Here is a 24562-nt window from a genome sequence, read left to right as displayed (position 1 = left end):
AACTAGTTGCGCTGTCAGTGCCCCGCGAAGTCAATCAGGGTAAAAAGTGACAAACCGGATGCCCTGAGTTTGTCTGAGCCGCCCAACTCCGGCAAATCGACGATGGCAGCGCCTTCCATGACAATGGCGCCCAATTTTTCGAGCAGTTTCTTGCCTGCCATCATGGTGCCGCCGGTTGCAATCAGGTCGTCAATCAGCAACACGCGGTCTCCGGGCTTGACGGCGTCTGTGTGCAGTTCAACCGTGGCACTGCCGTACTCCAGTTCATAGGTTTCTTCCACGGTCGTGAAGGGAAGCTTGCCCTTCTTCCGGATCGGCACAAAGCCCACGTTGAGTTCATACGCCACGACCGCACCCAGAATGAAGCCGCGGGCATCCAGCCCTGCCACCACATCGGGGCGGACGGTCGAGTCCATGTACCGGTGGACAAAGGCGTCAATCAACACCCTGAAGACCTTGGCCTCCTGCAACAAAGGCGTGATGTCACGAAACTGCACCCCGGGCGCCGGCCAGTCGGGAACGGTGCGAATGTGATCTCGGAGGTATTGGTTGACGCTTTGGTTTTGCATGGCTCATCAGGTTGGGGCTTGAAGTCGTATTGTGCCTCTTGCCTGTTTCAGGCGGTCCGACTCGATTCAGCCCTGCAGCAGTTTCTGCTCGGCCATGGCCAGCATCTCGGCTTTGCCTGACAGGACCAGCGTGTCCCCCATTTTGATCACCGGATCACGATCAACGGCGATGGTTTTGCCGTCGCTGCGCCGCAGGCTGACAAGACGGACATCAAGAGATGTCAGGCTGAGTTCATTGACCGTCTTCCCAATGGATGTTGCGCCCATCGACAGTGTCACGGTGGACAGGCGTTCCTGATGGCGTTCTTCCATGGAGTCGTCGTCCGCACCGTGGAAATAACCACGCAGCAGGTTGTAGCGGGCATCACGCTGGTCCTGGACAATGCGGATCACCCGGCGCATGGGCACACCCACCAGGGCCAGCGCATGGCTGGCCAGCATCAGCGAGCCTTCAATGGCCTCTGGCACCACCTCGGTGGCGCCCGCCTGTTGGAGTGCTTCAAGGTCATGGTCATCCTGTGTGCGCACAATCACGGGCACTTGCGGCGCGTGGGCCCGGATGTTGGACAGCACCTTCATGGCGCCCGGCACTTCCAGGTAGGTGATGACCACCGCACTGGCACGGGCCAGTCCGGCTGCCATCAAGGCCTGGAGCCGGGAGGCGTCGCCGAACACCACAGAGTCACCGGCCGCCGCAGCCTGGCGCACACGGTCTGGGTCCAGGTCCAGTGCCATGTAGGGAATCCCTTCGCCCTCCAGCATGCGGGCCAGGTTCTGGCCGCAACGGCCGTAGCCGCAAATGATGACGTGCTTGTTCACGTTGATCGACTTGCGGGCGATCGTGGTCATCTGCAAGGACTGTTGCAACCACTCGCTGCTGACCAATTTCATGACGATGCGGTTGTTGTACAGAATGATGAACGGGGTCGCCAGCATCGAGAGCACCATGCTGGCCAGAATCGGGTTCAACAGAGCGGGCGGTACCAGGGAATTTTCCTGCGCCAGTGTGAGCAGCACGAACCCAAATTCGCCTGCTTGCGCGAGGTACAGCCCGGTGCGCAATGAAACCCCGGCGGTGGCACCCAGCCCGCGTGCCAGCAGGGTGACCAGGGCCGCCTTGAACAACACCGGCATAGTCACCAACAAGAGCACCAGGGACCAACGCTCCAACACCAGCCGCCAGTCCAGCATCATCCCGATGCTGATGAAAAACAGGCCCAGCAACACATCGTGAAAGGGCCGGATATCGGTCTCCACCTGGTGTTTGTATTGCGTCTCCGAGATCAGCATGCCAGCAATGAAGGCGCCCAGTGCCAGGCTCAAGCCCGCCACCTCAGTCAACCAGGCCAGGCCCAGAGTGATGAGTAGCAGGTTCAGCACAAACAGCTCTTCGCTTTTGCGTCTTGCCACTGCGGTTAGCCAGAAGCGCATGACGCGCGGCCCGCCAACCAGCAGCAATGCAATCAGCCCGGCAGCCTTCAGCATCGCCAATCCCAGTGTTTCAAAGAGTTGCTCCCCCGGGGCGCCCAAAGCCGGAATCAACACCAGCAAGGGCACGACCGCCAGATCCTGAAACAGCAGCACTCCCATGACCCGCTTGCCGTGCTCGGACTCCATCTCCAGCCGTTCGGTCATGAGCTTGACCACGATGGCCGTACTGCTCATGGCCAGCGCGCCTGAAAGTGCCAGCGCAGTTTGCCAGCCCATGCCCCACAGTTGGGGCGCAGCCCACGCCAGACCCAACGCGGCGGCCGTGGCACACAGCATGGTGAGCAAGACCTGGAAAAAGCCCAGCCCGAACACATGGTTGCGCATGGCGCGCAGTTTGGACAGGTTGAACTCCAGTCCGATGACGAACATCAGGAACACCACACCGAACTCACCCAGATGGCGCACACCTTCGGCATTTTTTGCCAACGCCAGTGCATTGGGTCCAATCAAGACGCCCACGGCCAGGTACCCCAGCATGGGCGGCAGTTTCAGGGTTCGGCAAGCCACCACACCCAGCACCGCTGCCAGGAGGTAAAAGAGAGTGAGTTCGAGCGGGCTCATCCTTCGATACTAGCAAGACACGGACCCACCGATAAAATGCACGGATGACAAGTCAACAAACCAAGTCTCCCCCTTTTAATCCGATGCAGGCCATTCGTCTGGCCCGGGAAACGCTGGACATCGAGGCCGCCGCCGTCCTGGGCTTGAAACGGCACCTGGATGATTCTTTCTCTCGCGTGGTGGAGCTGATGCTGGGCGTGAGCGGTCGTGTGGTGGTCATGGGCATGGGCAAAAGCGGGCATATTGGCCGCAAGATTGCAGCGACCCTCGCATCCACGGGGACCCCCGCCATGTTTGTGCACCCGGCGGAAGCGAGCCACGGTGACCTTGGCATGATCAAGCCTGCCGACTTGGTGTTGGCTATTTCAAACAGCGGCGAGTCAGCGGAGCTGACAGCCATCCTGCCGGTGCTCAAGCGTCTGGGCGCGCCACTGGTTGCCATGACGGGCAATGCGGGATCCTCCCTGGGCCTGCACGCCGATGTGGTGTTGAACTGCGGGGTTGAAAAAGAAGCTTGTCCCTTGAACCTGGCGCCGACGGCCAGCACCACGGCCCAGCTCGCCATGGGTGATGCACTGGCCGTGGCGTTGCTCGATGCGCGTGGTTTCAAGGCGGAGGATTTCGCGCGATCGCATCCCGGCGGTTCGCTGGGACGCAAGCTGCTGACGCATGTCAGTGATGTGATGCGTTCCGGGGATGACGTGCCCAAAGTCGGTCCCCAGGCCACTTTCAGTGAGTTGATGCGCGAGATGAGTGTCAAGGGGCTGGGCGCGACAGCGATCGTGGCGGATGATTCGACCGTGTTGGGCATCTTTACCGATGGTGATTTACGCCGGTTGGTCGAGAAAGGGATGGACCTGCGGGCCTGTACCGCAGAGCAAGTGATGCACGCCAAGCCCAGCACGGTGGCACGTGACGCCCTGGCGGTGGAGGCCGCCGAGTTGATGGAACTGCACCGTATTACCAGCGTACTGGTGCTGGATGCGACAGGCAAGCTCTGCGGTGCGCTCAACAGCAACGACCTGATGCGGGCGAAGGTGATTTGATGAACCCTGCACTGAACTTCGCCCCCGAATTGCTGCTCAAGGCGCAAGGTATTCGTGTCGTTTTCTTTGATGTGGACGGTGTGCTGACCGATGGCAGTATTTATTTCACCGAGGCAGGCGAAACAATCAAGCGTTTCAACACGCTGGACGGCCACGGTCTTAAATTGTTGCAGCGCGCGGGTATCACGCCCGCGGTGATTACCGGGCGTGACTCCAAACCGCTGCGCGTGCGTCTTCAGGCACTGGGCATTGAACACGTGCATTTCGGCACGGAAGACAAACGTCCGGCGGCCGAGCAAACGCTCAAGACGCTGGGGCTCGATTGGCGCCAGGCCGCGGCGATGGGAGACGATTGGCCCGATCTGCCGGTGATGCGGCGCTGTGCGTTGGCCTGTGCTCCGCAGAATGCCCATGAGGAAGTCAAAGCGATAGCGCACTACGTCACGCGGCTACGGGGTGGCGATGGGGCCGCCCGAGAGTTGTGTGACTTGTTGCTGGTCGCCAGTGGCAAGTACGCCAGCCTGCTGGAGGAATTTACCCGGTGATCACGCTGATTCGAGCGGGGTGGGACCGCCTGTCGCTGTACCTTCCGGTGCTGCTCATGGGCCTGCTGGCGCTGGGCACTTATTGGCTGGTTCGAAGCACGCCCATGCTGCTGCCCGCCGAGCAGGAAACAGCGGTGGGGCACGATGCAGATTATTTCATGCGCAAGTTTTCCGTCAAAACCTTTGACGGGATGGGCCGCCTCAAGAGTGAAGTGTTCGGCGCCGATGCGCGGCACTTTCCAGACACCGATTCGCTTGAAATCGATTTGGTCCGTATTCGCTCGTTCAACGACGAGGGCCGTCTGACCACTGCAACGGCCAGCCGCGCCCTGACGAATAGTGATGCCTCCGAGGTCCAGTTGATTGGCAATGCACGGGTGGTGCGTGAACTGACGGTTGATAAAGCAGGGCGCACCCAGCCCAGCGTGGAATTCCGTGGTGAGTATCTGCATGCTTTCATGAATACCGAGCGAATTGAATCGGATAAGCCGGTTGAGTTGATACGCGGCAAAGACCAGTTCACCGCCGATTCAATGTCGTTTGACAACATCAGCCGGGTGATTCAGCTCAGAGGACGGGTCAAAGGCACGCTGGTGCCTGAGCCCGCCAAATAAGCACTAAACGTCCGGAGGTCGCCGATGTCCCGTCTCGTGTTCATTACCGGTGCCTCCAGCGGCATCGGCCAGGCGCTGGCCTGGCGCTTCTATGAGGCAGGGTATTCACTGGCGCTGGTAGCTCGGCGCACACACGAAGTCGAATCATGGGTGAGCGCACGCCAGATAAGCGAAGATCGCTATCAAATATATAGCGCTGATGTCTCCGTGTCTGACAGCATCGTGGCGGCGGGCCAGGCCTGTCTGGCGCAACAGGGGGTACCGGATGTGGTGATTGCCTGTGCGGGTATCAGCATCGGTGTGGACACGGGGCAGCGCGCAGACCTTGACGTAATGGCCAAAACCTTTGCTACCAACAACACCGGGACGGCTGCGACTTTTCATCCCTTCCTGGCGGCGATGGTCCAGCGTGGTGCGGGCGCCTTGGTGGGCATAGGCAGCGTCAATGGCATTCGTGGTTTTCCTGGTCATGGCGCGAACTGCCCCAGCAAGGCCGCCCTGATCAGTTATTGCGAATGTTTGCGGGGTGAGTTGCGCGGCAGTGGCATCCGTGTGGTGACGCTTTGTCCAGGGTATATCGACACGCCGTTGACACAAAAAAATGCGTATTCGATGCCGTTTTTGATGCAACCGCAGGACTTTGCCAACAAGGCCTTCAAAGCGATTGAGGCGGGTGTGAGTTATCTCGTGATTCCATGGCAGATGGGTGTGGTGGCCAAGCTGCTGCGCCTATTGCCCAACGTGGTGTTCGACAAAGCCTTTGCGGGTCGGCCGCGAAAGCCCCGCAACACGGGGGGCTGAAAGCAGCGCGCCGTCAAACAGGTGAACCAGAAGAGAAGTTGAAGTTTTTGGGCATGAAAAAAGGGCCGCAAGGGCCCTTAATTTCGGTTGGCGCAAGGCCAGTCGAGTGCTTAGTAGCTGCTACGGCCACCGCCGTAACCACCGCCACCGCCGCCGCCGGAACGACCGCCGCCGCCGCCAGCGCCGCCGCCGTAACCGCCGCCACCGCTACGGCCGCCGCCAGCGCCGCCGCCGCCGTAACCGCCGCCACCGCCGCCACCGCCAGCACCACCACCGAAGCCGCCGCCGCCAGTGCGGGGAGGACGTGCTTCCATTGGACGGGCTTCGTTCACCACGAGACCGCGGCCACCGTACTGTTGACCGTTCATGCCGTTGATAGCAGCTTGTGCCTCAGCATCGCTGCCCATTTCCACAAAGCCGAAGCCTTTGGAGCGGCCGGTGTCACGTTCCATCATGACTTTGGCGCTGGTGACAGTTCCGTGTGCTGCAAATGCTTGTTGCAGGTCTTCGTCACGGAAAGAATAAGGCAGGTTGCCTACGTAAAGTTTGTTGCCCATGAAAGGACTCCTCAAAATAACTCAAAACGCGATGGAGTCTAAAACCGCTACAACAAACCAATGAAGACTTAAAGCAGACGCGAAACTGACTAAACACCGCAAACTAATACCGCCGATATTTCGACAATACGACTGCATTATGCGTCAAGTTTTAAATTTCTCCAATTATTTTGAAGAAAGACAGGATTTGGTGCTAAGCGGTTTTGCCGAAGAGGTGTTTTCCGAAGAGAGCGCGGTGTGGAGCACTCTGAATCGCACAAAAATCCGACGTCGGGTGTGAGAAAGACGATAACGCACTGACCAAGCTACAACCAGTTTGCTTGAGCGTCGCACGTCAACATCGTTCCAGCTGGTTGTATTGAATTTTCAATCCTTAGGCGTCTTCAAATGAACCAACGAGCCCTACCTTGCCGATGTCGCGACTGCCGAGTGGGCGGCTGCACAGGTGCGCCAGTGCGGCCAACCGGGCCGCGGACCCCCGTAGTTTCGCGCTGCTCATGGCGCACGACCCTGCCGACCTGCATTTGCGCCTGGCGCCCAGTTGCGGCCACGCTTGCGTGAGGCCTTGTCCGTGCTGCTGATGTTGGGCCTGGGCGGGCGCTTGGCCTGATTTTTAAGGCTAATCGGGCTGTAGCCCCCGTTCACTGTGCAGTAGTAGCTATTAATTCAGTAGCATTAAGTCACCAGTTGGCTTCGCGCTCGGGCGAGGCACTGATCTTGTGGATGGACAGGTCGGCTCCGTCGTATTCCTCTTCCTGGCTCAGCCGCAAACCCAGGGTTGCTTTGAGCAGGCCGTAAACGACCAGCCCACCCGCCAGCGCCCAGGCCACGCCCATGGCCGTGCCGATGAACTGCGCGCCCAAACTGACACCGCCCAGACCGCCCATGGCCTTGGTACCGAAAATACCGGCAGCAATACCGCCCCAGGTGCCGCACAGGCCATGCAAGGGCCACACGCCCAGCACGTCATCAATCTTCCATTTGTTTTGCGTGAGCGTGAACATGAAGACAAAGATGCCGCCAGCCACCGCGCCCACCACCAAGGCGCCCATGGGGTGCATCAGGTCAGAGCCCGCGCACACGGCCACCAGCCCGGCCAGCGGGCCGTTGTGCACAAAGCCGGGGTCGTTTTTGCCAACTACCAGCGCGGCCAGCGTGCCGCCCACCATCGCCATCAGCGAGTTCACGGCCACCAGGCCGGAGATTTTGTCCAGCGTTTGTGCGCTCATCACGTTGAAGCCGAACCAGCCCACGGTCAGCACCCAGGCCCCCAGCGCCAGAAACGGGATGCTCGAGGGCGGATGGGCCGAGATACCGCCGTCCTTGCGGTAACGGTTGGCGCGGGCGCCCAACAGCATGACGGCGGGCAGCGCAATCCAGCCGCCCAGGGCATGCACCACCACGCTGCCGGCAAAGTCATGAAACTCTTCACCGGTCAGGCCCTTGATCCAGGCCTGCACACCCCAGTGCTGGTTCCATACGATGCCCTCGAAGAAGGGGTACACAAAACCCACGATCACCGCTGTGGCAATCAGCTGCGGCCAGAACTTGGCGCGCTCGGCAATGCCGCCCGAAATGATGGCGGGAATGGCGGCCGCGAAGGTCAGCAAAAAGAAGAACTTGACCAGCTCATAGCCGTTTTTGGCCGCCAGCACCTCGGCGCCGACAAAGAAGCTGGTGCCATAGGCCACGCCGTAACCGACGATGAAGTACACCACCGTGGAGACCGAAAAGTCCACCAGAATCTTGACCAGCGCATTGACCTGGTTCTTGCGGCGCACGGTGCCGAGCTCCAGAAATGCAAAACCAGCGTGCATGGCCAGCACCATGACTGCGCCGAGAAGGATGAACAGGGTGTCTGCGCCCTGTTTTAGTGCTTCCATGAGAACCTCTTTGGATTAATTGAGTTGTATTGGTGCGTTTATTTGTATGCAAATGAAAACGCACCAAAATAAAGCAAAAATCGAGCCAAATTGAGCTTTGCAAGTTCATAGTTGTGCAGAACGGTGCATGGGCTGCTCAAAGCAGGTCGGTCCCGGCCGCGAGACGTGACCCGCGCACTTGGATTTATACTTATCTCCAGCGCCGATTTGATCCACGATTGCGGGCGCCGAAGCCGATGAGCTTCGAAATTCAGCTAAATACGGCCACCGCTACCCCTACCAGGCACCCGGCTCCGCATTCAGCGCAGCCGGGTTTTTTTATGTTGATTGCTACACCACAGTCCATGCACTTCGAGGCCGCCTTGCCCTTGCAAAGCGGTGCGCAGCTACGCGACTATTCGCTGAGTTTTGAGACCTACGGCACCCTCAATGCCGACCGCTCCAATGCGGTGCTGGTCTGCCACGCGCTCAATGCCTCGCACCATGTGGCGGGCGTGTATGCGGGCCAGGACAAGTCCGAGGGCTGGTGGCACAACATGATTGGCCCGGGCAAGCCGCTGGACACAACGAAGTTTTTTGTCATTGGCGTCAACAACCTGGGCTCCTGCTTTGGCTCCACCGGCCCCATGCATCTGAACCCCGACACCGGGCGGGTCTACGGCGTTGATTTTCCGGTGGTCACGGTCGAAGACTGGGTCAACGCCCAGGCCCGCTTACTGGACGTCTTGGGTATCCAGACGCTGGCCGCCGTGATGGGCGGCTCGCTCGGTGGCATGCAGGCCCTGAGCTGGGCGCTGCAATACCCCGACCGCGTGCGCCACGCCGTGGTGATTGCCAGCGCGCCCAACCTGACGGCCGAGAACATCGCGTTCAACGAAGTCGCGCGCCGCGCCATCGTGACCGACCCGGATTTTCATGGCGGCCATTTTTACGAGCACGGCACTGTGCCCAAACGCGGCCTGCGCATCGCCCGCATGATTGGCCACATCACCTACCTCAGCGACGACGTGATGAACGAGAAATTTGGGCGCCAGCTGCGCTCGGCGGTGCGCCAAGAGGCCGCCGCCGCGCCGGGCCGCGCATCACGCGAAGCGGACAGCGTGGGGGCCTATCTCTACAGCACGCTGGAGGCCGAGTTCCAGATCGAGAGTTACCTGCGCTACCAGGGCGACAAGTTTGCCGAGTACTTTGACGCCAACACCTACCTGCTGATCACCCGGGCGCTGGACTACTTTGACCCGGCCCGCACCTACGGCGGCGACCTGAGCCATGCGCTGGCGCGCGCCAGCGCCAAGTTCTTGCTGGTGAGCTTCACCACCGACTGGCGGTTTTCACCCAAACGCAGCCGCGAGATCGTCAAGGCCCTGCTCGACAACCGGCGCGACGTCAGTTATGCCGAGATCGATGCGCCCCACGGGCATGATGCCTTTTTGCTCGATGACGCCCGCTACACCAGCGTGATCAGCTCTTATTTTGATAGCGTGGCCCAAGAAGTGGGAGTTGCCCAATGACCGACATCGCCACCAAACACGCCATTGCCCAGCTGGTGCCCCAGGGCGCGCGGGTGCTTGACCTCGGCTGTGGTGACGGCGCCATGCTGGCGCACTTGCAGCAAACGCGTGGCTGCACCGGCTACGGGGTCGAGATCGACGATGCCAATGTGCTGGCCTGCGTCAAGCGCGGCGTCAACGTCATCCAGCTCAACCTGGACGAAGGCCTGGCCATGTTTGGCGACGCCTCGTTTGACGTGGTGCTGCAACTCGACACCCTGCAGCACCTGCGCAACGCCGAGGTCATGCTGCGCGAGACCGTGCGTGTGGGGCGGGTGGGCATCGTGGCCTTCCCCAACTTTGCGCACTGGCCCAACCGCCTCAGTGTGCTGAGCGGGCGCATGCCCGTGACCCGCCGCCTGCCCTACCAGTGGTACGACACGCCCAACATCCGGGTGGGCACCCACGCCGACCTGGGCGTGCTGGCTGAACGCAGCGGCCTGAAGGTGATGGACAGCTTCGGCCTGCAAGACGGCCGCACCGTGCGTTTTGCGCCGAATTTGCTGGCTGGGACGTCGGTCTATACCTTGTCGCGCTGAAGAAATAGGCCGCATCGAATGCCGCCAAAGAAATCAACTTCACATGCAAATGTGAACGGCACCTCGGCGTGGTGCCATCGGCACCCGTAGTCCTATTCCTTCGCAGTCACCACTTGATCTGAGTTATGCAAAGAGAGCGTTGCTTTCAATTGATCGGCGTAGTTAAAGATGTCATCAACACTTTCAAGTGTCATCAGTACCTCTTCCTTCTTTTCATTGAATAGTCCAATACGGAGCTTCTGCGTATTGTTGAACCGCAGTCGGCAAAGTGGCTTCCGATTGTTGTCGTCAAGAAGAATGGCGCAATAACTTTGGGCATCGCGCATTACGATTCGCTTCGCGCCAACTAGCCCTCGAAGAATGGCCCGTACAGCGTAAAAACCTTCAATTTCCTCTGCGGATGTTGCAATTTGTGGTTCGGAGGAATTGGTTACGGGCGTCACGATGAGTGATGACTCAACCATAGGAACTGATTCTGGCGACATTGCAACCTTCAGTCGTTCATTGATTCGCTCACCAATCAGTTGCTCAAAAGCCCGTTTGGTGATCGGGGTGAACTGATCTTTGACTGCAGGTGTGAAGCGTTTGCTTCCTAGCAATTCAGACGAAACCAACCTAACAAAATCCTCAGACGGATTTGTCATCCACTCAGCCAGGCGATTCTGAATCGCACGCATGTATTTCAGATCATTGGCAGTGGTGAGAATAGTGTCGAGATCGAAAGCAACTTTTGCGAATTTCTTTAACTCCTCAACGTCGCGCTCTTTGAAGTCAAGAATGCTGAACTCAAAAAATGGTTTTTCATCCATTTTGTTAGGCTGCTCAATATCAGTGAAAAATCTGTAAGTGAGTCCGTTTGTCAGGACGCCAAAACGTGCTGCGGTGACGTGAAAATATCGAAATAATTGGCCAGCATGATTGATGTTCAAATCCGCCCCTGACTTTTTGCATTCAAAAAGCATGATTGGTTTTCCATCCTTCAAAATTGCGTAGTCAACCTTCTCGCCTTTTTTTGTTCCCACATCAGCGATCAATTCAGGCGTAACTTCAAGGGGATCAAAAACGTTGTATCCCAAGATTTGGATGAAGGGCATAACCATTGCATTTTTTGTTGCCTCCTCCGTTTGAATGATGTCTTTGGTGTTGGCAATACGCGATGCAAGCGCACGAAGTTGATCAATGAAGTCCATGAATACCGTCCCTTTGGATTTGAATAATATTTAGAAAAATGCATCAAGTGAATATTGGTAATTTCACTTTTTGCCGCACTGAATGTAACCCGCAAGGGAAATGGGTGCTCTTCCGTTTTTACCGAATTCGAATGCATTCAACGCAACCGCACGATGGATTCGTGCTATTTGTGTGCATCTACCCAAATGCTTGTGGCACGCTAGGATGTCTTTCAGGCGCTTTGCCTGTGCTAAAGTGATTCAGTCGGGGCTTCAGCTCCCCGGCATCGGTCTCCTCAGAGACCCAAGACGGTGTCCCGTCCAATCGCTGCAACCTTCACTGGACTTTTCATGGACACCACCAATACGTCTGCAATTTCGTCTTCCGATGCGTCGGCTTTTTCCTGCGCGCCTGGCGCGCTGGCCGAGGCCTTGCAACACCACAATGCCCCCTTGGTCATCGATGTGCGCAAGAACGACTCGTTCATCGCCTCCGGCTACACCTTGCCCGGCGCCTTGCGGCGGGACCCGCTGCAGTGGGAGGCCTGGGTTGACACCTTGCCTGCGGCCGCTGCCGTGCTGGTCTACTGCGTTCATGGCCACGAGGTCAGCCAAAACACCATGCGGGCTTTGCGAGCGCGCGGCCTCAACGCGCAATTTCTGCAAGGCGGCATCGAGGCATGGCGCGAACTGGGCCTGCCCCTGGCCCCCAAGCCCACAGGCAGCGCCAGCCGCTGGGTGACCCGTGAGCGACCCAAAATTGACCGCATCGCCTGCCCGTGGCTGGTGCGCCGTTTTGTCGATGCAGGGGCCGAATTTCTGTACGTGCCCACGTCGCAGGTGCGTGCCGTGGCTGAGAGCCAGCAGGCCACGGCCTATGACGTGAACGCCGGGGTGGCCGACACGCGGTTCACCCACCGCGGTGAACGGTGCAGTTTTGACGCCTTCATTGACATCTACCGGCTCGGGGCTGACACGGCGCTGGCCCTGCTGGCCACCATCGTGCGCGGCGCCGATACCGACCGCCTGGATCTGGCACCGCAGGCGGCGGGCTTGCTGGCCGTGTCCCTGGGCATGTCGCGCAACATTCCTGACGACGCCGCGATGCTGGAGGCCTTGATGCCGGTGTACGACGCCCTGTATGCCTGGTGCCGCGATGCCGTGGCCGGAACCGACGAACCCCACAACTGGAAACCCGCATGAGCGCACCCACTTCTACTTCTGGCAACAAGGCGGGCGTGCCCGGGGTCTCATTTTTCGAGGCCCTCAAGTTCTGGCTTCAACTCGGTTTCATCAGCTTCGGCGGTCCGGCGGGGCAGATTGCCATCATGCACCGCGAGCTGGTGGAAGAAAAACGCTGGATCTCCGAGGGGCGCTTTCTGCACGCGCTGAACTACTGCATGCTGCTGCCCGGGCCCGAGGCGCAGCAACTCGCCACCTACATCGGCTGGCTGATGCACCGGACCTGGGGCGGCATCGCGGCGGGGGCCCTGTTTGTGCTGCCGTCGCTGTTTTTGTTGATTGGGCTGAGCTGGGTCTATGTGGCTTTTGGCAACGTGCCCTGGGTGGCGGGGCTGCTCTACGGCATCAAGCCAGCGGTGGCGGCCATTGTGTTGCAGGCGGTGCACCGCATTGGCTCGAAGGTTTTAAAGAATCCGGCCAAGGCGCCCGTCCTGCCTGCGGTAACAGCTATTAGTTTTATAGCGATTGCGGTATTCAACGTGCCCTTTCCGTGGGTGGTGTTGGGGGCTGCGCTGGTGGGGTGGCTGGGGCAGCGCCTGGTGCCCGGCCAGTTTGCGGGCGCAGGGGGGCATGGCACTTCTAGGGCGCAAGACCCGTTGCATCGCCCGGCCCTGATCGACGACGCGACGCCGACACCGGGGCATGCCCGTTTCAAAAAATCACGCCTGGCAACCGTGCTGGCGGTGGGCGGCTTGCTGTGGCTCTTGCCCATGGGGGTGCTGGTGGCGTGGCAGGGCTGGAGCGGTGCGCTCACGCAAATGGGTTGGTTCTTCACCAAGGCGGCGCTGCTCACGTTTGGCGGTGCGTACGCGGTGTTGCCCTACGTGTACCAGGGCGGCGTGGAGCAGTTTGGCTGGCTCAGCGGCACGCAGATGATGGACGGTCTGGCGCTGGGGGAAACCACGCCGGGCCCGCTGATCATGGTGGTGGCGTTTGTCGGCTTTCTGGGCGGCTGGAGCAAGCAGGTGCTGGGGCCGGACGCGCTGTTCCTTGGTGCGGCGCTGGCGGCCACGGTGGTGACGTGGTTCACGTTTTTGCCGTCGTTCGTGTTCATTCTGGCGGGCGGTCCGCTGGTGGAGTCGACCCACGGCAAGCTGCAGTTCACGGCGCCGCTCACGGCCATCACCGCGGCGGTGGTGGGGGTGATGGCCAATCTTGCTCTGTTTTTCATAGTGCACATCGCTTACAGGACGGGCGCTACAGGCAGTTTTGTCTCAAAACTTGATCTGGCTGCGCTGGCGCTCGCGGCGGGTGCTGCGGTGGCCCTGCTGCGCTACAAGGTGGGGGTGATTCCTGTCATTGCGGCCTGCGCGCTGGCGGGGCTGGGCTTGCGTCTGGCGGGTTGGGCCTGACACCGGCGGCCACCGCCTCAGTAGATTTCTGCGGCGATGGCCCGCACATGCTTGAGCAGCAGTTGGGCGCCGGGCGACAGCACATGGTCGCGCCGCATGATGAGGCCGAAGCTGTCCATCTTGCAGGGCAGCTCGATGGGCAGCATCACCAGTTCGCCGGATTGCGCGTAGTAGCGCGCCACGTCCACCGGCATCACATGCAGGAAGTCGGTTTGCTGCAGCAGGCTTTTGATGACCGACATGGCCGTGGTTTCCACCACGTTGGACGGCGGCTCCAGGTCCATGCGGCGAAAGATCATGTCAAACCGGTGGCGCAGAATGCTGCCGCGCGGCGACAAAATCCAGCCCGCGCTGGCCAGGTCGTGCAGCGTGAGGTCATGGCGTGCCAGCAACGGGTGACCCAGGCGCGCCACGGCGCACTCGGTTTCCTCTGACAGGTCTTCGTACACCAGGCCTTGTTCGTCTTCCTGCTCCAGAATGCGCGCGATCAGAAAATCCAGCTTGCCGCGCTTGAGCTGTCCCACCAGTTCATGGCTGGTGCCAACCTCCACGCCAATGCACAAGCGCGGGGCTTCGGCTTTGGTGCGTGTGATGGCCTGCGGTACCAGCGTCATGGACGGGGTGATGATCACGCCCAGGTCCACCTGCCCGGTCAACCCCGCCTGCAGCGTGGCGATGGCGTCCTGGCCTTGCGAGAGATTGGCCAGCGCCATGCGGACGTGGCGAATCATCGTGTCGCCGTACAGCGTGGGCTTCACGCCCCGGGGCAGGCGCTCGAAAAAGGGCACACCAAACAAGTCTTCAATGTCCTTGAGCATCTTGGAGGCGGCGGGCTGGCTCATGTGCGTCTCCACGGCCGCCTGGTGCATGTTGCGGGCCTCGTCCAGCGCGATCAGCAAAAACATCTGCCGGATTTTGAGTTTGGTGCGTGTGCGCCGCGCGGCGTCAAGGTCATTCATGGGTACGGGTGCCAAGGGGTTTATGCGATACACCAAAAAATATCGTTTGTAGATATTAATTCATTTGTTTTGTATGGGAATAGTCCCTAAGATTTCTTCGCTTGTTCCCACAACAGATTCACGGAGACTGACATGTCTGACTCGAAAAAACGCACTTTGCGGTCCGCCGCCTGGTTTGGCAGTGCCGACAAAAATGGTTTCATGTACCGGAGCTGGATGAAGAACCAGGGCATCCCGGACCATGAATTCCAGGGCAAGCCCATCATCGGCATCTGCAACACCTGGTCGGAACTGACCCCTTGCAACGCCCACTTTCGCAAGATTGCCGAGCATGTGAAGCGCGGGATTTCCGAGGCGGGCGGCTTCCCGGTGGAGTTCCCGGTGTTTTCCAATGGCGAGTCCAACCTGCGCCCCACCGCCATGCTCACGCGCAACCTGGCCAGCATGGACGTGGAAGAGTCCATTCGCGGCAACCCGATGGACGCTGTGGTGTTGCTGGTCGGTTGCGACAAGACCACGCCCGCCTTGCTGATGGGCGCGGCCAGTTGTGACATTCCCACCATCGTCGTCACCGGCGGCCCCATGCTGAACGGCAAACACGAGGGCCGCGACATTGGTTCGGGCACCGTGGTGTGGCAGCTGCATGAAGCGGTCAAGGCCGGAAAGATATCGCTCAATGAGTTCATGTCGGCCGAGGCCGGCATGTCGCGTTCGGCGGGCACCTGCAACACCATGGGCACGGCCTCCACCATGGCCTGCATGGCCGAGGCGCTGGGCACCTCGCTGCCGCACAACGCGGCCATTCCGGCGGTCGATGCACGCCGCTACGTGCTGGCGCACATGTCGGGCATGCGCATTGTGGACATGGTGTGGGAAGACCTGAAACTCTCCAAGGTATTGACGCGCGAAGCGTTTGAGAACGCCATCCGCGTCAACGCGGCCATTGGCGGCTCGACCAATGCCGTGATTCACCTCAAGGCCATTGCCGGGCGCATCGGCGTGCCGCTGGAACTCGAAGACTGGACGAATGTGGGCAAGGGCACCCCCACGCTGGTGGACCTGCAGCCCTCGGGCCGCTTTTTGATGGAAGACTTTTACTACGCTGGCGGCCTGCCCGGCGTGCTGCGCCGCATGGGCGAGGGCGGCCTGCTGCCGCACAAGAATGCGCTCACGGTCAACGGCAAGTCCATCTGGGACAACGTGTTGGACGCGCCCATCCACAACGCAGAAGTTATCCGGCCTTTGGAGAACCCGTTGGTGGCCGACGGCAGCATGTGCATCCTGCGCGGCAACCTGTCGCCGCGCGGTGCGGTGCTGAAGCCTTCAGCCGCCACCCCGGCGCTCATGAAGCATCGCGGTCAGGCCGTGGTGTTTGAAGACTTTGACCACTACAAGGCGCGCATTGGCGACCCCGATCTGGACGTGGACGCCAACTCCGTGATGGTGCTCAAAAACTGTGGCCCCAAGGGCTACCCCGGCATGGCCGAGGTCGGCAACATGGGCTTGCCGCCCAAGCTGCTGGCGCAGGGCATCACCGACATGGTGCGCATCTCGGACGCGCGCATGAGCGGCACCGCCTATGGCACGGTGGTGCTGCATGTGGCGCCTGAAGCGGCCGCCGGTGGCCCGCTGGCCATCGTGCGCGATGGCGACTGGATTGAACTGGACAGTGCCGCAGGCAAGCTCCATCTGGAGGTGAGCGACGCCGAGATTGCGCAGCGCCACGCCGAGCGGGAGGCCAAAGCGGCCCAGACCACCACCGCCCCCAAGAGCGGCTACCAGCAGCTCTACATCGACCGTGTGCTGCAGGCCGACGAGGGCTGCGACTTCGATTTCCTGGTGGGTTGCCGCGGTGCCGAGGTGCCCAAGCATTCACACTGAGCCTGGCCCAAGCGCGTGGCCTGCTTTGATAATGGCGAGCCGAACCACTGACCAAGGAAACACCCATGTTGACATCACCCACCCCAGCCACGGCGCCCTGCGATGTTGTGATCACCGGCGGCGCCGGTTTTCTGGGCGTGCGCCTGGCTCGCGCCCTGCTGGCGCAAGGACAGCTCGCGCTGGCAGGCGCTGCGCCTGTGGCCATTGGCCGCATCACGCTCGTGGACCGCGCGGCGCCGCCTGATGATTTGGCAGCCGACCCGCGCGTGGCCGTGCTCCTCGGCGACCTGAATGAGCTTCTTGAAGATAAAGAGGCTGTAGCCCCCGTCGTCAGTGCGCAGACTGCTATCATTTTTCATTTGGCTGCGGCCGTCAGCGGCGAGTGCGAGGCCGACTTTGACCTCGGCATGCGAAGCAACTTTGCGGCGACTCTGGCTCTGCTGGGCGTCTGCCGCGCCCTCAAGACCCAGCCCATGGTGGTGTTTGCCAGTTCGCTGGCGGTGTTTGGCGACACCCCTGCCCAGCCGCTGCCCCCGGTTCTCGAAGACAACACCCTGCCCACACCGCAGAGCAGCTACGGCATCCAGAAATTCATTGGCGAGCAACTGGTGGCCGACTACACGCGCAAAGGTTTTGTGCGGGGCCGCAACGTGCGCCTGATGACCGTCAGCGTGCGGCCGGGGCGGCCCAACGGCGCGGCCTCCAGTTTTCTGAGCGGCATGCTGCGTGAGCCACTGGCCGGAGTCAAAGCGGTGTGCCCGGTGCCGCCCGGGACGCCGGTGGCCTTGTCGTCACCGGCGCGCACGGTGCAGGGCCTGATCCGTGCTGCCGAGGCGTCTGACGCGCAATGGGGCCCGCGCACGGGCCTGAATCTGCCTGCATTGACCACGACGCCCGCCGAGATGGCCGCCGCCCTGGAACGCGTGGCCGGCCCCGCCGCAGCCGCGCTGATTGAGTGGACGCCTGACGCGGCCATCCACAACATCGTCAAGACCTGGCCTGCGCGTATTCATGCACAGCGGGCACGCGGTCTGGGCTTGTTGCCGGAGGCCAGCTTCGACGAAATCATCCTGGAATATGTCAGGGAAAACACCGATGCGGTTAAACATTCAATCGATAAACAATAAGAAGTTGTCATACAAATTTTGACGATTTAAAACCCAGGAAACATCACATGAAATTGAACAAGCTGGTTATTGGCCTGTCTTTGGCCGCAGGTTTTGTAGCGACTGCTGGCGCGCAGACCGTGTTGAAAATTGGTTACGCCGTAGCGGCAACGTCCCACTATGGTGTGGGTTCAACCGTATTTTGTGATGAGGTTGAGAAAGGCACGCAGGGTCGCTACAAGTGCCAGCAGTTTCCTTCCAGTGCCTTGGGTGGTGAGCGTGAAATGATCGAGGCCGTGCAACTCGGCACCCTGGACGTCGTGAATACCTCCACAGGCCCCGTCGGTAATTTTGTGCCTGAAGTCAAAATTGTGGACATTCCGTTCCTGTTCCGTGACTACGATCACGCACGGCATGTGATGGATGGCCCTATTGGCCAGGACATCTTGACCAAATTCCCTGCCAAGGGACTGGTGGCCCTGGCATGGACGGAAAACGGCTTCCGTCACATGACCAACAGCAAGCGTGCCATTGTCAAACCTGCGGATGCGGCCGGCCTGAAGATGCGCACCATGGAAAACAAGGTGCACATGGATGGTTATCGCACCTTCGGCATTCTGCCCACGCCCATGGCCTTTCCAGAGGTGTTTGGCGCGCTGCAACAAGGCACGGTTGATGGTCAGGAAAACCCGATCCCGGTGATCCTTGCATCCAAGTTTTCGCAAGTGCAAAAGCACCTGTCCTTGACCGGTCACGTGTATTCACCCGCACTGCTCATCACATCGCCACGTCTGATGAACAAACTGAGCGAGGCCGATAAAAAAGTGTTTTTTGAGGCCGCCAAGAAATCCGCCGCTGCCCAGCGTAAAAAAGTCAACGATGATGAAGCCAACGGTATTGCTCAGCTTGAAAAAGACGGTATGAGCGTCGTCACCAAGGTCGATAGCCAGGCCTTCCGTGATGCGCTCAAGCCTGCCTACGCCAGCTACGCCAAAGAGTTCGGTGCAGACAACATCCGCAAGATCCAGGACGCCAAATAATTCCTTGCAAACTTGACTGGCCGGTGCGATGGGTCACCCGATCGCACCGGCCAGCGTATTTGGCTCACTGGAATATCTATTTTGAAAAAATTTGAACACCACTTTTTGGCAGTCAATCGCTGGCTGCTGATCGTGACTTTGGCCGTCATGGCCGTCATTATTTTTGCCAATGTGGTGCTGCGATACACCACCAACCAGTCCATTGAATGGGCCGAGGAGGTGTCGCGTCACCTCATGATCTGGCTGACTTTTATTGGGTGTGGCCCCACCTTGCGTTATGGCGGGCATATCGCTGTGGAAAATCTCCAGGATGCCATGCCGCGCCAAGGCGCCATTGCTGTGCGGGCGCTGATTGCCTTGCTCTTGAGTGGATTTTTTGTCTTTTGTATCTGGTTTGGCTGGGAATACCTGGATCGCACCCGGTACCAGACCACGCCCGCTACCCAAATCTCGTTCGCTTTTATCTATGCGGCACTACCGGTCGGCATGTTGTTAACCCTTGTTCACTGGTTACTGATCATGAAGAGCTACGTATTGCGGCGCGAGTTTGCGTCTGACAGCCATTTTGACGCGACAGCGAGTGCCTCCCTATGAGCGCCAGTGTCATTCTCCTGATTTCCGTCTGCATCTATCTCGCTTTGGGTGTGCCGGTGGCGTTTGCCCTGGGCCTGTCCACCGTGACGGCATTGCTGATCTCCGACGCCTATCCCATGCTGGTGCTGCTCAAGGAAACTTTCACAGGCATTGACAGTTTTCCGTTGATGGCGGTGCCGTTTTTTATCCTGGCCGCCGAGTTGATGAGTGGCGGCTCGCTGACTGATGTGTTGCTGCGTTTTGCCGGGCAGTTTGTGGGGCACAAACGCGGTGGCCTGGGTTATACCAATGTGGTGGCCTTGACCTTCTTTTCGGGCATTTCCGGCTCCGCGCTGGCGGATGCGGCAGGGCCCGGGTCGATGATGATCAAGATGATGGACAAGGCCGGTTATGACCGCGCCTATGCCGCAGCGCTGACGGCGGCGACGGCCATTGTCGGCCCGATTATTCCGCCCTCGATCATCATGATCATCTACGCGCTGGCTGACGACAATGTGTCGGTGGGGGCCCTGTTTGTGGCCGGTTTGCTGCCGGGTCTCCTGATTGCCGTGGCGATGTGTGTCGTGAATTGGCACATCTCCAAACAGCGCAATTACCGGGGCGACGGCGAGCATCCCACCCGCGACGAAATCCTGCGTACCACCTGGCGCGCACTGCCTGCTATTTTGCTGCCTGTGCTTATTTTGGGTGGCATGCGGGCGGGTTGGTTTACGCCGACAGAAGCGTCTGTGGTGGCCGTTTTTTATGCCTTGATTTGTGGCAAGTACGTGTATGGCACCCTCAAATGGGGCGCGGTGCCTGATATTTTGTGGCGTTCGGCGCTGTTGACTGCATCGGTACTGATCATCATCGCGATGTCGGCTTCATTTGCCTGGGTGTTGACCATTGAGGGGGTGCCGCAAACGGCTGCGAACTGGATCAGCGCCATGCAACTGAGTCCCTGGTCCTTCCTGATCGTTATCAATGTATTCCTGCTGATCTTTGGCATATTCATTGAGCCCTTGCCAGGTGTCATGGTGCTGGTGCCGATTCTGGCGCCGGTCGCTGCCAAGGTGGGCATCGATCCGACACACTTTGCCATGGTGGTCATCTTCAACCTCACGCTGGGCATGATCACGCCGCCAGTGGGGGGGCTCTTGTTCGTGACCTCCAATGTGTCGCGGGTGCCGCTGTCGCATTTGACGCGGGAGCTCAAGCCGTTCCTTTGGGCGCATGGCGTGGTGCTCGTCCTGCTGACCTTTGTGCCTGCCCTCTCCACCTGGCTTCCCCATGTGATGGGCTTTAAGTAGGCATTGACGCGGTAAAGCCAAAAACAACATGACTTCTCAATTCAAGCCCGTCACCCCCGGCGCCTACTTGTCGGACCAGGTGGCGGATGCCATGGCCGCCGAGATTCGGGCGGGGCGGCTGCTGGCAGGCGCCAAGCTGCCCACCGAGGCGGTGCTGGTCGACCAGTTTTCGGTCAGTCGTACCGTGGTGCGCGAAGCCGTCTCGCGGCTCAAGTCGCTGGGGCTGGTGGACTCCAGGCAAGGTAGCGGTGTGTACGTCAAGGAGCAGGGCTTCTCGCCGCTGAACTTTGATGCCAAGTCGGCGGTCTCCAAAAAAGCCGTGATCCAGATGGTGGAAGTGCGCCGTGCGCTGGAGGCCGAGGTGGCCGGGCTGGCCGCCTTGCGGCGCACGCAGGCCGATATCAAACGCATCCAGAAATCCATTGTGTTGCTGGACAAAGCGGTGCAGGCCGGAGGCGACGGGGTGGACCAGGACGTGCAGTACCACCGCGCCATTGCCGATGCCGCACGCAACCCCTTCCTGATCGGCACGCTGGAGTACCTGGGCCAGTTCCTGCAGGGCGCCACGCGGGTGACACGCGCCAATGAAGCGCGACGCACCGACTTTGCCCGGCAGGTGTGTGATGAACACCAGGTGATTTTCCGCGCGATTGAGGCGGGCGATGCAGGGGCCGCGCGCGCGGCTGCCGCGCAGCACATGGACAACGCCATTCAGCGCATTGAGCAGGCTGACCCGGCGTTTTGGCAGCAGGCGGGTGTGCAGTTGGCGCGTCCCCTGGTGTCGGGTTTGCCACTGAAGCGTTGATGGACAGCCGGGGTCAGGCGGAGGATTTTGGGGTATTCCCGAATGCCCAATAAAGACACAATTTATATGATAAGCATACAAAATAGCATGAGAGGATTCAAGGTATGACAAGCCATGTAGGCGTCATTGGCCTGGGGGCCATGGGGGGTGGCATGGCGCGTTCACTGCGCCGCAGTGGCCATACCGTGCGTGTGTTTGACGTGCGCGGCGAAGCCGCCCAAGCCTTTGCCGCCGAAGGGGGTGTGGCTTGCGCGACGCTGGCCGAGCTGGGTGCGCAGTGCGATGTGATTGTGTCCGTGGTGGTGAACGCGGCGCAGACCGAGAGCGTGCTGTTTGGCGAGGGCGGTTGTGCCAGTGCCATGCGACGCGGCAGCGTGTTTGTGATGTGCTCCACCGTTGACCCCAACTGGTCCGTCGCACTGGAGGGGCGACTGGCCGCCCTGGGCATTCTCTACATTGATGCGCCCATCTCCGGTGGCGCCGCCAAAGCTGCCAGCGGCGAGATGACCATGATGACCGCGGCCAGGCCCGAGGCTTACGCGGCTGTGGGCGGGTTGCTCGATGCCATGGCTGCCAAGGTGTACCGCCTGGGCGACTGCGCCGGTGCGGGCAGCAAGGTCAAGATCATCAACCAGTTGCTCGCCGGCGTGCACATTGCCGCCGCGGCCGAGGCCATGGCGCTGGGCCTGCGCGAGGGCGTGGACCCTGCCGCGCTGTACGACGTCATCACCCACAGCGCGGGCAACAGCTGGATGTTTGAGAACCGCATGGCCCATGTGCTGGCGGCTGACTACACACCGCTCTCCGCCGTGGACATTTTTGTGAAAGACCTGGGCCTGGTGCTCGATGTGGCGCGCGCCACCAAGTTCCCGCTGCCTTTGTCGAGCACGGCGCACCAGATGTTCATGCAGGCCTCCACCGCCGGTTTTGCGCGTGAGGACGACAGCGCCGTCATCAAGATATTCCCCGGCATTGAGTTGCCCAAGAAGCCATGAAAAAAACAGTGTTGGGTTGCATTGCCGACGACTTCACCGGCGCCACCGATCTGGCCAACAACCTGGTGCGCTCCGGCATGCGCGTGGTGCAGGCCATCGGTGTGCCCGTGCAGCCGCTGGACTCGGATGCGGATGCGGTGGTGGTGGCGCTCAAGTCGCGCACCTTGCCGGTGCTTGATGCCGTGGCGCAGTCGCTGGCGGCGCTGCGCTGGCTGCAGGCGCAGGGCGTGCAACAGATTTACTTCAAGTACTGTTCCACCTTTGACAGCACGGCGCAGGGCAACATCGGTCCCGTGACCGAGGCCTTGATGGACGCGCTGGGCACGGACTTCACCATCGCCACGCCAGCCTTCCCGGACAACCAGCGCACCGTGTTCAAGGGCCATTTGTTTGTGGGCGATGTGCTGCTCAACGAGAGCGGCATGCAACACCACCCGCTCACGCCCATGACGGATGCCAACCTGGTGCGCGTGCTGCAGGCGCAAAGCCAACGCAAGGTGGGGTTGATTGACTACAAGGTGGTGGCGCAGGGCGAGGCCGCCATTCGTGCCCGCATCGACCAGTTGCGTGCCAAGGGCGTGGGCATGGCGGTGGTGGATGCCATCTCCAATGACGACCTGATGCGCCTGGGTCCCGCCCTCAAGGGCATGCCGCTGGTCACCGCCGGTTCGGGCGTGGCCATTGGCCTGGCTGCCAATTTTGGTCTGGCGCCGTCCAGCACGGCCAGCGCCTTGCCCGCGCCTGTGGGTCTGCAAGCGGTGGTGTCCGGCAGTTGCTCGCTGGTGACCAACCGGCAGGTGCAGGCTTTCATCCAGACCGGGCGCCCGGCCCTGGGGCTGGACCCCTTGCAGATCGTCGTTCAAGAGGCGGCGGGTGTGGACGTGGTGGCCCAGACGTTGGCCTGGGCCGAGCCCTGGCTGGCCCAGGGGCCGGTACTCGTTTATTCATCAGCGGACCCCAGCGCTGTCAAGTCGGTACAAGGGCAGTTGGGTGTGGACGTTGCCGGTGCGCTGGTGGAGCGCACGCTGGCCGCCATTGCGCGTGGCCTGGTGCAGCGCGGTGTGCGCCAGCTGGTGGTGGCGGGTGGCGAAACCTCAGGCGCCTGCGTGCAGGCCCTGGCCATTTCGCACATGAAGATTGGCCCGCAAATTGACCCCGGCGTGCCGTGGTGCCATGCCCAGAGTGATGCGGCCACCCCAGACGGCCTGCACCTCACCCTGAAGTCGGGCAACTTTGGCACCGACGATTTCTTCAGCAAAGCCTTCACGAGGCTGGCATGAACGAGCGCCAGGCCAGAGAAGAAATTTGCCGCGTGGGTCGCAGCCTGTTTGAGCGCGGCTATGTGCACGCCACCGCGGGCAACATCAGCGTGCGGCTGGACGAGTCCGAGGGCGGTGGTTACCTGATCACGCCCACGGACGCCTGCCTGGGCTTTCTTGACCCCGTCCGGCTGGCCCGACTGGACGCGAACGCCCAGCAGCTCAGTGGCGATCGTGCTAGTAAAACGATAGCGCTTCACGCACATATCTACAGGGCTGCAGGCCAATTTGACTCAAAAATCCGGTGTGTGATCCACACCCACAGCACGCACTGCGTGGCGCTGACCTTGCGCCCGCCAGGGCGTGAGGTGCAGGAGTGGCCGGAGCTGCTGCCTGCCGTCACGCCTTACTTTGTGATGAAAGTGGGCCATGTGCCCGTCATTCCCTACCACCGCCCCGGCGACCCTGCCGCGGCGCAACGGGTGGCCCAGACGATGGAACGCTACGGCCGGATGGGCACGCCGATTCGCGCCGTCATGCTATCGCGTCTGGGCCCCAATGTGTGGCACGACTCGCCCGCCGCCGCCATGGCGACGCTGGAAGAACTGGAAGAAACCGCCCGGTTGATGTGCTTCAGTGCCGTGCCGCCTGAGCCCCTGACCGAACCCCAAATTGAAGAACTGCGCCAGACCTTCGGCGCCTGCTGGTGAACCCC

General features: G+C 60.6%; 24 protein-coding genes. 17 read left to right on the top strand and 7 right to left on the bottom strand.

What is annotated here, in order from left to right; translation table 11 throughout:
- Positions 1–14: 14 nt before the first annotated feature.
- Both AC097N_RS10440 and AC097N_RS10435 read right to left on the bottom strand, forming a co-directional pair.
- Complete coding sequence (locus AC097N_RS10440; RefSeq protein WP_479580900.1) at positions 15–569, bottom strand: adenine phosphoribosyltransferase; 555 nt, start codon at positions 567–569, stop codon at positions 15–17.
- Between the two features lie 66 nt (positions 570–635).
- Positions 636–2621: a monovalent cation:proton antiporter family protein gene (locus tag AC097N_RS10435; protein WP_479580898.1), complete on the bottom strand. Its 1986-nt coding sequence runs from the start codon at positions 2619–2621 to the stop codon at positions 636–638.
- Positions 2622–2665: 44 nt separating this feature from the next.
- Here AC097N_RS10435 and AC097N_RS10430 point away from each other — a divergent pair, with 44 nt between their 5' ends.
- Genes AC097N_RS10430 through AC097N_RS10415 form a run of 4 tightly spaced genes read left to right on the top strand, consistent with a single transcriptional unit; the run spans position 2666 to position 5627 of the window.
- Positions 2666–3667: a KpsF/GutQ family sugar-phosphate isomerase gene (locus AC097N_RS10430; protein ID WP_479580896.1), complete on the top strand. Its 1002-nt coding sequence runs from the start codon at positions 2666–2668 to the stop codon at positions 3665–3667.
- Positions 3667–4212: a KdsC family phosphatase gene (locus AC097N_RS10425; RefSeq protein ID WP_479580895.1), complete on the top strand. Its 546-nt coding sequence runs from the start codon at positions 3667–3669 to the stop codon at positions 4210–4212. Before AC097N_RS10430 ends, AC097N_RS10425 begins: the two co-directional genes overlap by 1 nt.
- Complete coding sequence (gene lptC, locus AC097N_RS10420) at positions 4209–4826, top strand: LPS export ABC transporter periplasmic protein LptC (RefSeq protein ID WP_479580894.1); 618 nt, start codon at positions 4209–4211, stop codon at positions 4824–4826. The genes AC097N_RS10425 and lptC overlap by 4 nt, the downstream gene beginning before the upstream one ends.
- Positions 4827–4850: 24 nt before the next feature.
- A complete protein-coding gene (locus AC097N_RS10415) occupies positions 4851–5627 on the top strand; it encodes an SDR family oxidoreductase (RefSeq protein ID WP_479580893.1) in 777 nt (258 codons plus the stop codon).
- A gap of 110 nt (positions 5628–5737) precedes the next feature.
- Here the strand turns inward: AC097N_RS10415 and AC097N_RS10410 are convergent, their stop codons facing one another.
- The 3 genes from AC097N_RS10410 to AC097N_RS10400 all read right to left on the bottom strand — a co-directional run bounded on the left by AC097N_RS10410 (position 5738) and on the right by AC097N_RS10400 (position 8067).
- Positions 5738–6184 carry an RNA recognition motif domain-containing protein gene (locus AC097N_RS10410; RefSeq protein ID WP_479580891.1) on the bottom strand — a complete coding sequence of 149 codons (447 nt, stop codon included), beginning with the start codon at positions 6182–6184 and terminating at the stop codon, positions 5738–5740.
- A gap of 373 nt (positions 6185–6557) precedes the next feature.
- A complete protein-coding gene (locus AC097N_RS10405) occupies positions 6558–6683 on the bottom strand; it encodes a hypothetical protein (protein WP_479580889.1) in 126 nt (41 codons plus the stop codon).
- Between the two features lie 181 nt (positions 6684–6864).
- A complete protein-coding gene (locus AC097N_RS10400) occupies positions 6865–8067 on the bottom strand; it encodes an ammonium transporter (protein WP_479580887.1) in 1203 nt (400 codons plus the stop codon).
- Between the two features lie 320 nt (positions 8068–8387).
- On the opposite strand from AC097N_RS10400, the gene metX reads away from it, so the two are divergent.
- Entirely contained in the window at positions 8388–9578 is a 1191-nt protein-coding gene (metX, locus tag AC097N_RS10395) for a homoserine O-succinyltransferase MetX (protein WP_479580886.1), read from the top strand.
- Positions 9575–10156 carry a methionine biosynthesis protein MetW gene (gene metW / locus AC097N_RS10390; protein WP_479580885.1) on the top strand — a complete coding sequence of 194 codons (582 nt, stop codon included), beginning with the start codon at positions 9575–9577 and terminating at the stop codon, positions 10154–10156. Before metX ends, metW begins: the two co-directional genes overlap by 4 nt.
- A gap of 92 nt (positions 10157–10248) precedes the next feature.
- On the opposite strand, the gene AC097N_RS10385 is transcribed toward metW, so the two are convergent.
- On the bottom strand, positions 10249–11346 hold the full coding sequence (locus AC097N_RS10385) for a type I restriction endonuclease (RefSeq protein ID WP_479580884.1): 1098 nt from the start codon (positions 11344–11346) through the stop codon (positions 10249–10251).
- Positions 11347–11676: 330 nt separating this feature from the next.
- Between AC097N_RS10385 and AC097N_RS10380 the strand changes: the two genes are divergently transcribed.
- Positions 11677–12528: a chromate resistance protein ChrB domain-containing protein gene (locus AC097N_RS10380; protein ID WP_479580883.1), complete on the top strand. Its 852-nt coding sequence runs from the start codon at positions 11677–11679 to the stop codon at positions 12526–12528.
- Positions 12525–13919, top strand: coding sequence for a chromate efflux transporter (chrA, locus tag AC097N_RS10375; protein ID WP_479580882.1), 1395 nt, complete (start codon positions 12525–12527; stop codon positions 13917–13919). Before AC097N_RS10380 ends, chrA begins: the two co-directional genes overlap by 4 nt.
- A gap of 17 nt (positions 13920–13936) precedes the next feature.
- Here the strand turns inward: chrA and AC097N_RS10370 are convergent, their stop codons facing one another.
- A complete protein-coding gene (locus AC097N_RS10370; RefSeq protein WP_479580881.1) occupies positions 13937–14878 on the bottom strand; it encodes a LysR family transcriptional regulator in 942 nt (313 codons plus the stop codon).
- Between the two features lie 132 nt (positions 14879–15010).
- On the opposite strand from AC097N_RS10370, the gene AC097N_RS10365 reads away from it, so the two are divergent.
- From AC097N_RS10365 to AC097N_RS10325, 9 genes are all read left to right on the top strand, one after another.
- Complete coding sequence (locus AC097N_RS10365; protein WP_479580880.1) at positions 15011–16759, top strand: IlvD/Edd family dehydratase; 1749 nt, start codon at positions 15011–15013, stop codon at positions 16757–16759.
- Positions 16760–16824: 65 nt separating this feature from the next.
- Positions 16825–17886, top strand: coding sequence for a D-erythronate dehydrogenase (gene denD, locus AC097N_RS10360; RefSeq protein ID WP_479580879.1), 1062 nt, complete (start codon positions 16825–16827; stop codon positions 17884–17886).
- A 47-nt stretch (positions 17887–17933) separates the two neighbouring features.
- Positions 17934–18905, top strand: a complete 972-nt coding sequence (locus AC097N_RS10355; protein WP_479580878.1) for a TRAP transporter substrate-binding protein — start codon at positions 17934–17936, stop codon at positions 18903–18905.
- A gap of 81 nt (positions 18906–18986) precedes the next feature.
- Positions 18987–19499, top strand: a complete 513-nt coding sequence (locus AC097N_RS10350) for a TRAP transporter small permease (RefSeq protein WP_479580877.1) — start codon at positions 18987–18989, stop codon at positions 19497–19499.
- Positions 19496–20788: a TRAP transporter large permease gene (locus AC097N_RS10345; protein ID WP_479580876.1), complete on the top strand. Its 1293-nt coding sequence runs from the start codon at positions 19496–19498 to the stop codon at positions 20786–20788. Before AC097N_RS10350 ends, AC097N_RS10345 begins: the two co-directional genes overlap by 4 nt.
- A gap of 28 nt (positions 20789–20816) precedes the next feature.
- On the top strand, positions 20817–21593 hold the full coding sequence (locus AC097N_RS10340) for a FadR/GntR family transcriptional regulator (protein WP_479580875.1): 777 nt from the start codon (positions 20817–20819) through the stop codon (positions 21591–21593).
- Positions 21594–21697: 104 nt separating this feature from the next.
- Positions 21698–22588 carry an L-threonate dehydrogenase gene (ltnD, locus tag AC097N_RS10335; protein ID WP_479580874.1) on the top strand — a complete coding sequence of 297 codons (891 nt, stop codon included), beginning with the start codon at positions 21698–21700 and terminating at the stop codon, positions 22586–22588.
- On the top strand, positions 22585–23868 hold the full coding sequence (otnK, locus tag AC097N_RS10330; RefSeq protein WP_479580873.1) for a 3-oxo-tetronate kinase: 1284 nt from the start codon (positions 22585–22587) through the stop codon (positions 23866–23868). Before ltnD ends, otnK begins: the two co-directional genes overlap by 4 nt.
- On the top strand, positions 23865–24557 hold the full coding sequence (locus AC097N_RS10325) for a class II aldolase/adducin family protein (protein WP_479580872.1): 693 nt from the start codon (positions 23865–23867) through the stop codon (positions 24555–24557). Before otnK ends, AC097N_RS10325 begins: the two co-directional genes overlap by 4 nt.
- Positions 24558–24562: the final 5 nt, after the last annotated feature.

The sequence above is a fragment of the Rhodoferax sp. LS1R11 genome (genome assembly GCF_056521395.1).
The sequence above is the reverse complement of the archived record's forward strand: the minus strand, read 5'-3'. Positions and strand labels throughout refer to the sequence as shown.

Bases quoted from the DNA above. Each gene is read 5' to 3' on its own strand.
- AC097N_RS10440 (WP_479580900.1), bottom strand. From the start codon at position 569: ATGCAAAACCAAAGCGTCAACCAATACCTCCGAGATCACATTCGCACC.
- AC097N_RS10435 (WP_479580898.1), bottom strand. From the start codon at position 2,621: ATGAGCCCGCTCGAACTCACTCTCTTTTACCTCCTGGCAGCGGTGCTG.
- AC097N_RS10430 (WP_479580896.1), top strand. From the start codon at position 2,666: ATGACAAGTCAACAAACCAAGTCTCCCCCTTTTAATCCGATGCAGGCC.
- AC097N_RS10425 (WP_479580895.1), top strand. From the start codon at position 3,667: ATGAACCCTGCACTGAACTTCGCCCCCGAATTGCTGCTCAAGGCGCAA.
- AC097N_RS10415 (WP_479580893.1), top strand. From the start codon at position 4,851: ATGTCCCGTCTCGTGTTCATTACCGGTGCCTCCAGCGGCATCGGCCAG.
- AC097N_RS10410 (WP_479580891.1), bottom strand. From the start codon at position 6,184: ATGGGCAACAAACTTTACGTAGGCAACCTGCCTTATTCTTTCCGTGAC.
- AC097N_RS10405 (WP_479580889.1), bottom strand. From the start codon at position 6,683: ATGAGCAGCGCGAAACTACGGGGGTCCGCGGCCCGGTTGGCCGCACTG.
- AC097N_RS10400 (WP_479580887.1), bottom strand. From the start codon at position 8,067: ATGGAAGCACTAAAACAGGGCGCAGACACCCTGTTCATCCTTCTCGGC.
- metX (WP_479580886.1), top strand. From the start codon at position 8,388: ATGTTGATTGCTACACCACAGTCCATGCACTTCGAGGCCGCCTTGCCC.
- metW (WP_479580885.1), top strand. From the start codon at position 9,575: ATGACCGACATCGCCACCAAACACGCCATTGCCCAGCTGGTGCCCCAG.
- AC097N_RS10385 (WP_479580884.1), bottom strand. From the start codon at position 11,346: ATGGACTTCATTGATCAACTTCGTGCGCTTGCATCGCGTATTGCCAAC.
- AC097N_RS10380 (WP_479580883.1), top strand. From the start codon at position 11,677: ATGGACACCACCAATACGTCTGCAATTTCGTCTTCCGATGCGTCGGCT.
- chrA (WP_479580882.1), top strand. From the start codon at position 12,525: ATGAGCGCACCCACTTCTACTTCTGGCAACAAGGCGGGCGTGCCCGGG.
- AC097N_RS10370 (WP_479580881.1), bottom strand. From the start codon at position 14,878: ATGAATGACCTTGACGCCGCGCGGCGCACACGCACCAAACTCAAAATC.
- AC097N_RS10365 (WP_479580880.1), top strand. From the start codon at position 15,011: ATGTCTGACTCGAAAAAACGCACTTTGCGGTCCGCCGCCTGGTTTGGC.
- denD (WP_479580879.1), top strand. From the start codon at position 16,825: ATGTTGACATCACCCACCCCAGCCACGGCGCCCTGCGATGTTGTGATC.
- AC097N_RS10355 (WP_479580878.1), top strand. From the start codon at position 17,934: ATGAAATTGAACAAGCTGGTTATTGGCCTGTCTTTGGCCGCAGGTTTT.
- AC097N_RS10345 (WP_479580876.1), top strand. From the start codon at position 19,496: ATGAGCGCCAGTGTCATTCTCCTGATTTCCGTCTGCATCTATCTCGCT.
- AC097N_RS10340 (WP_479580875.1), top strand. From the start codon at position 20,817: ATGACTTCTCAATTCAAGCCCGTCACCCCCGGCGCCTACTTGTCGGAC.
- ltnD (WP_479580874.1), top strand. From the start codon at position 21,698: ATGACAAGCCATGTAGGCGTCATTGGCCTGGGGGCCATGGGGGGTGGC.
- otnK (WP_479580873.1), top strand. From the start codon at position 22,585: ATGAAAAAAACAGTGTTGGGTTGCATTGCCGACGACTTCACCGGCGCC.
- AC097N_RS10325 (WP_479580872.1), top strand. From the start codon at position 23,865: ATGAACGAGCGCCAGGCCAGAGAAGAAATTTGCCGCGTGGGTCGCAGC.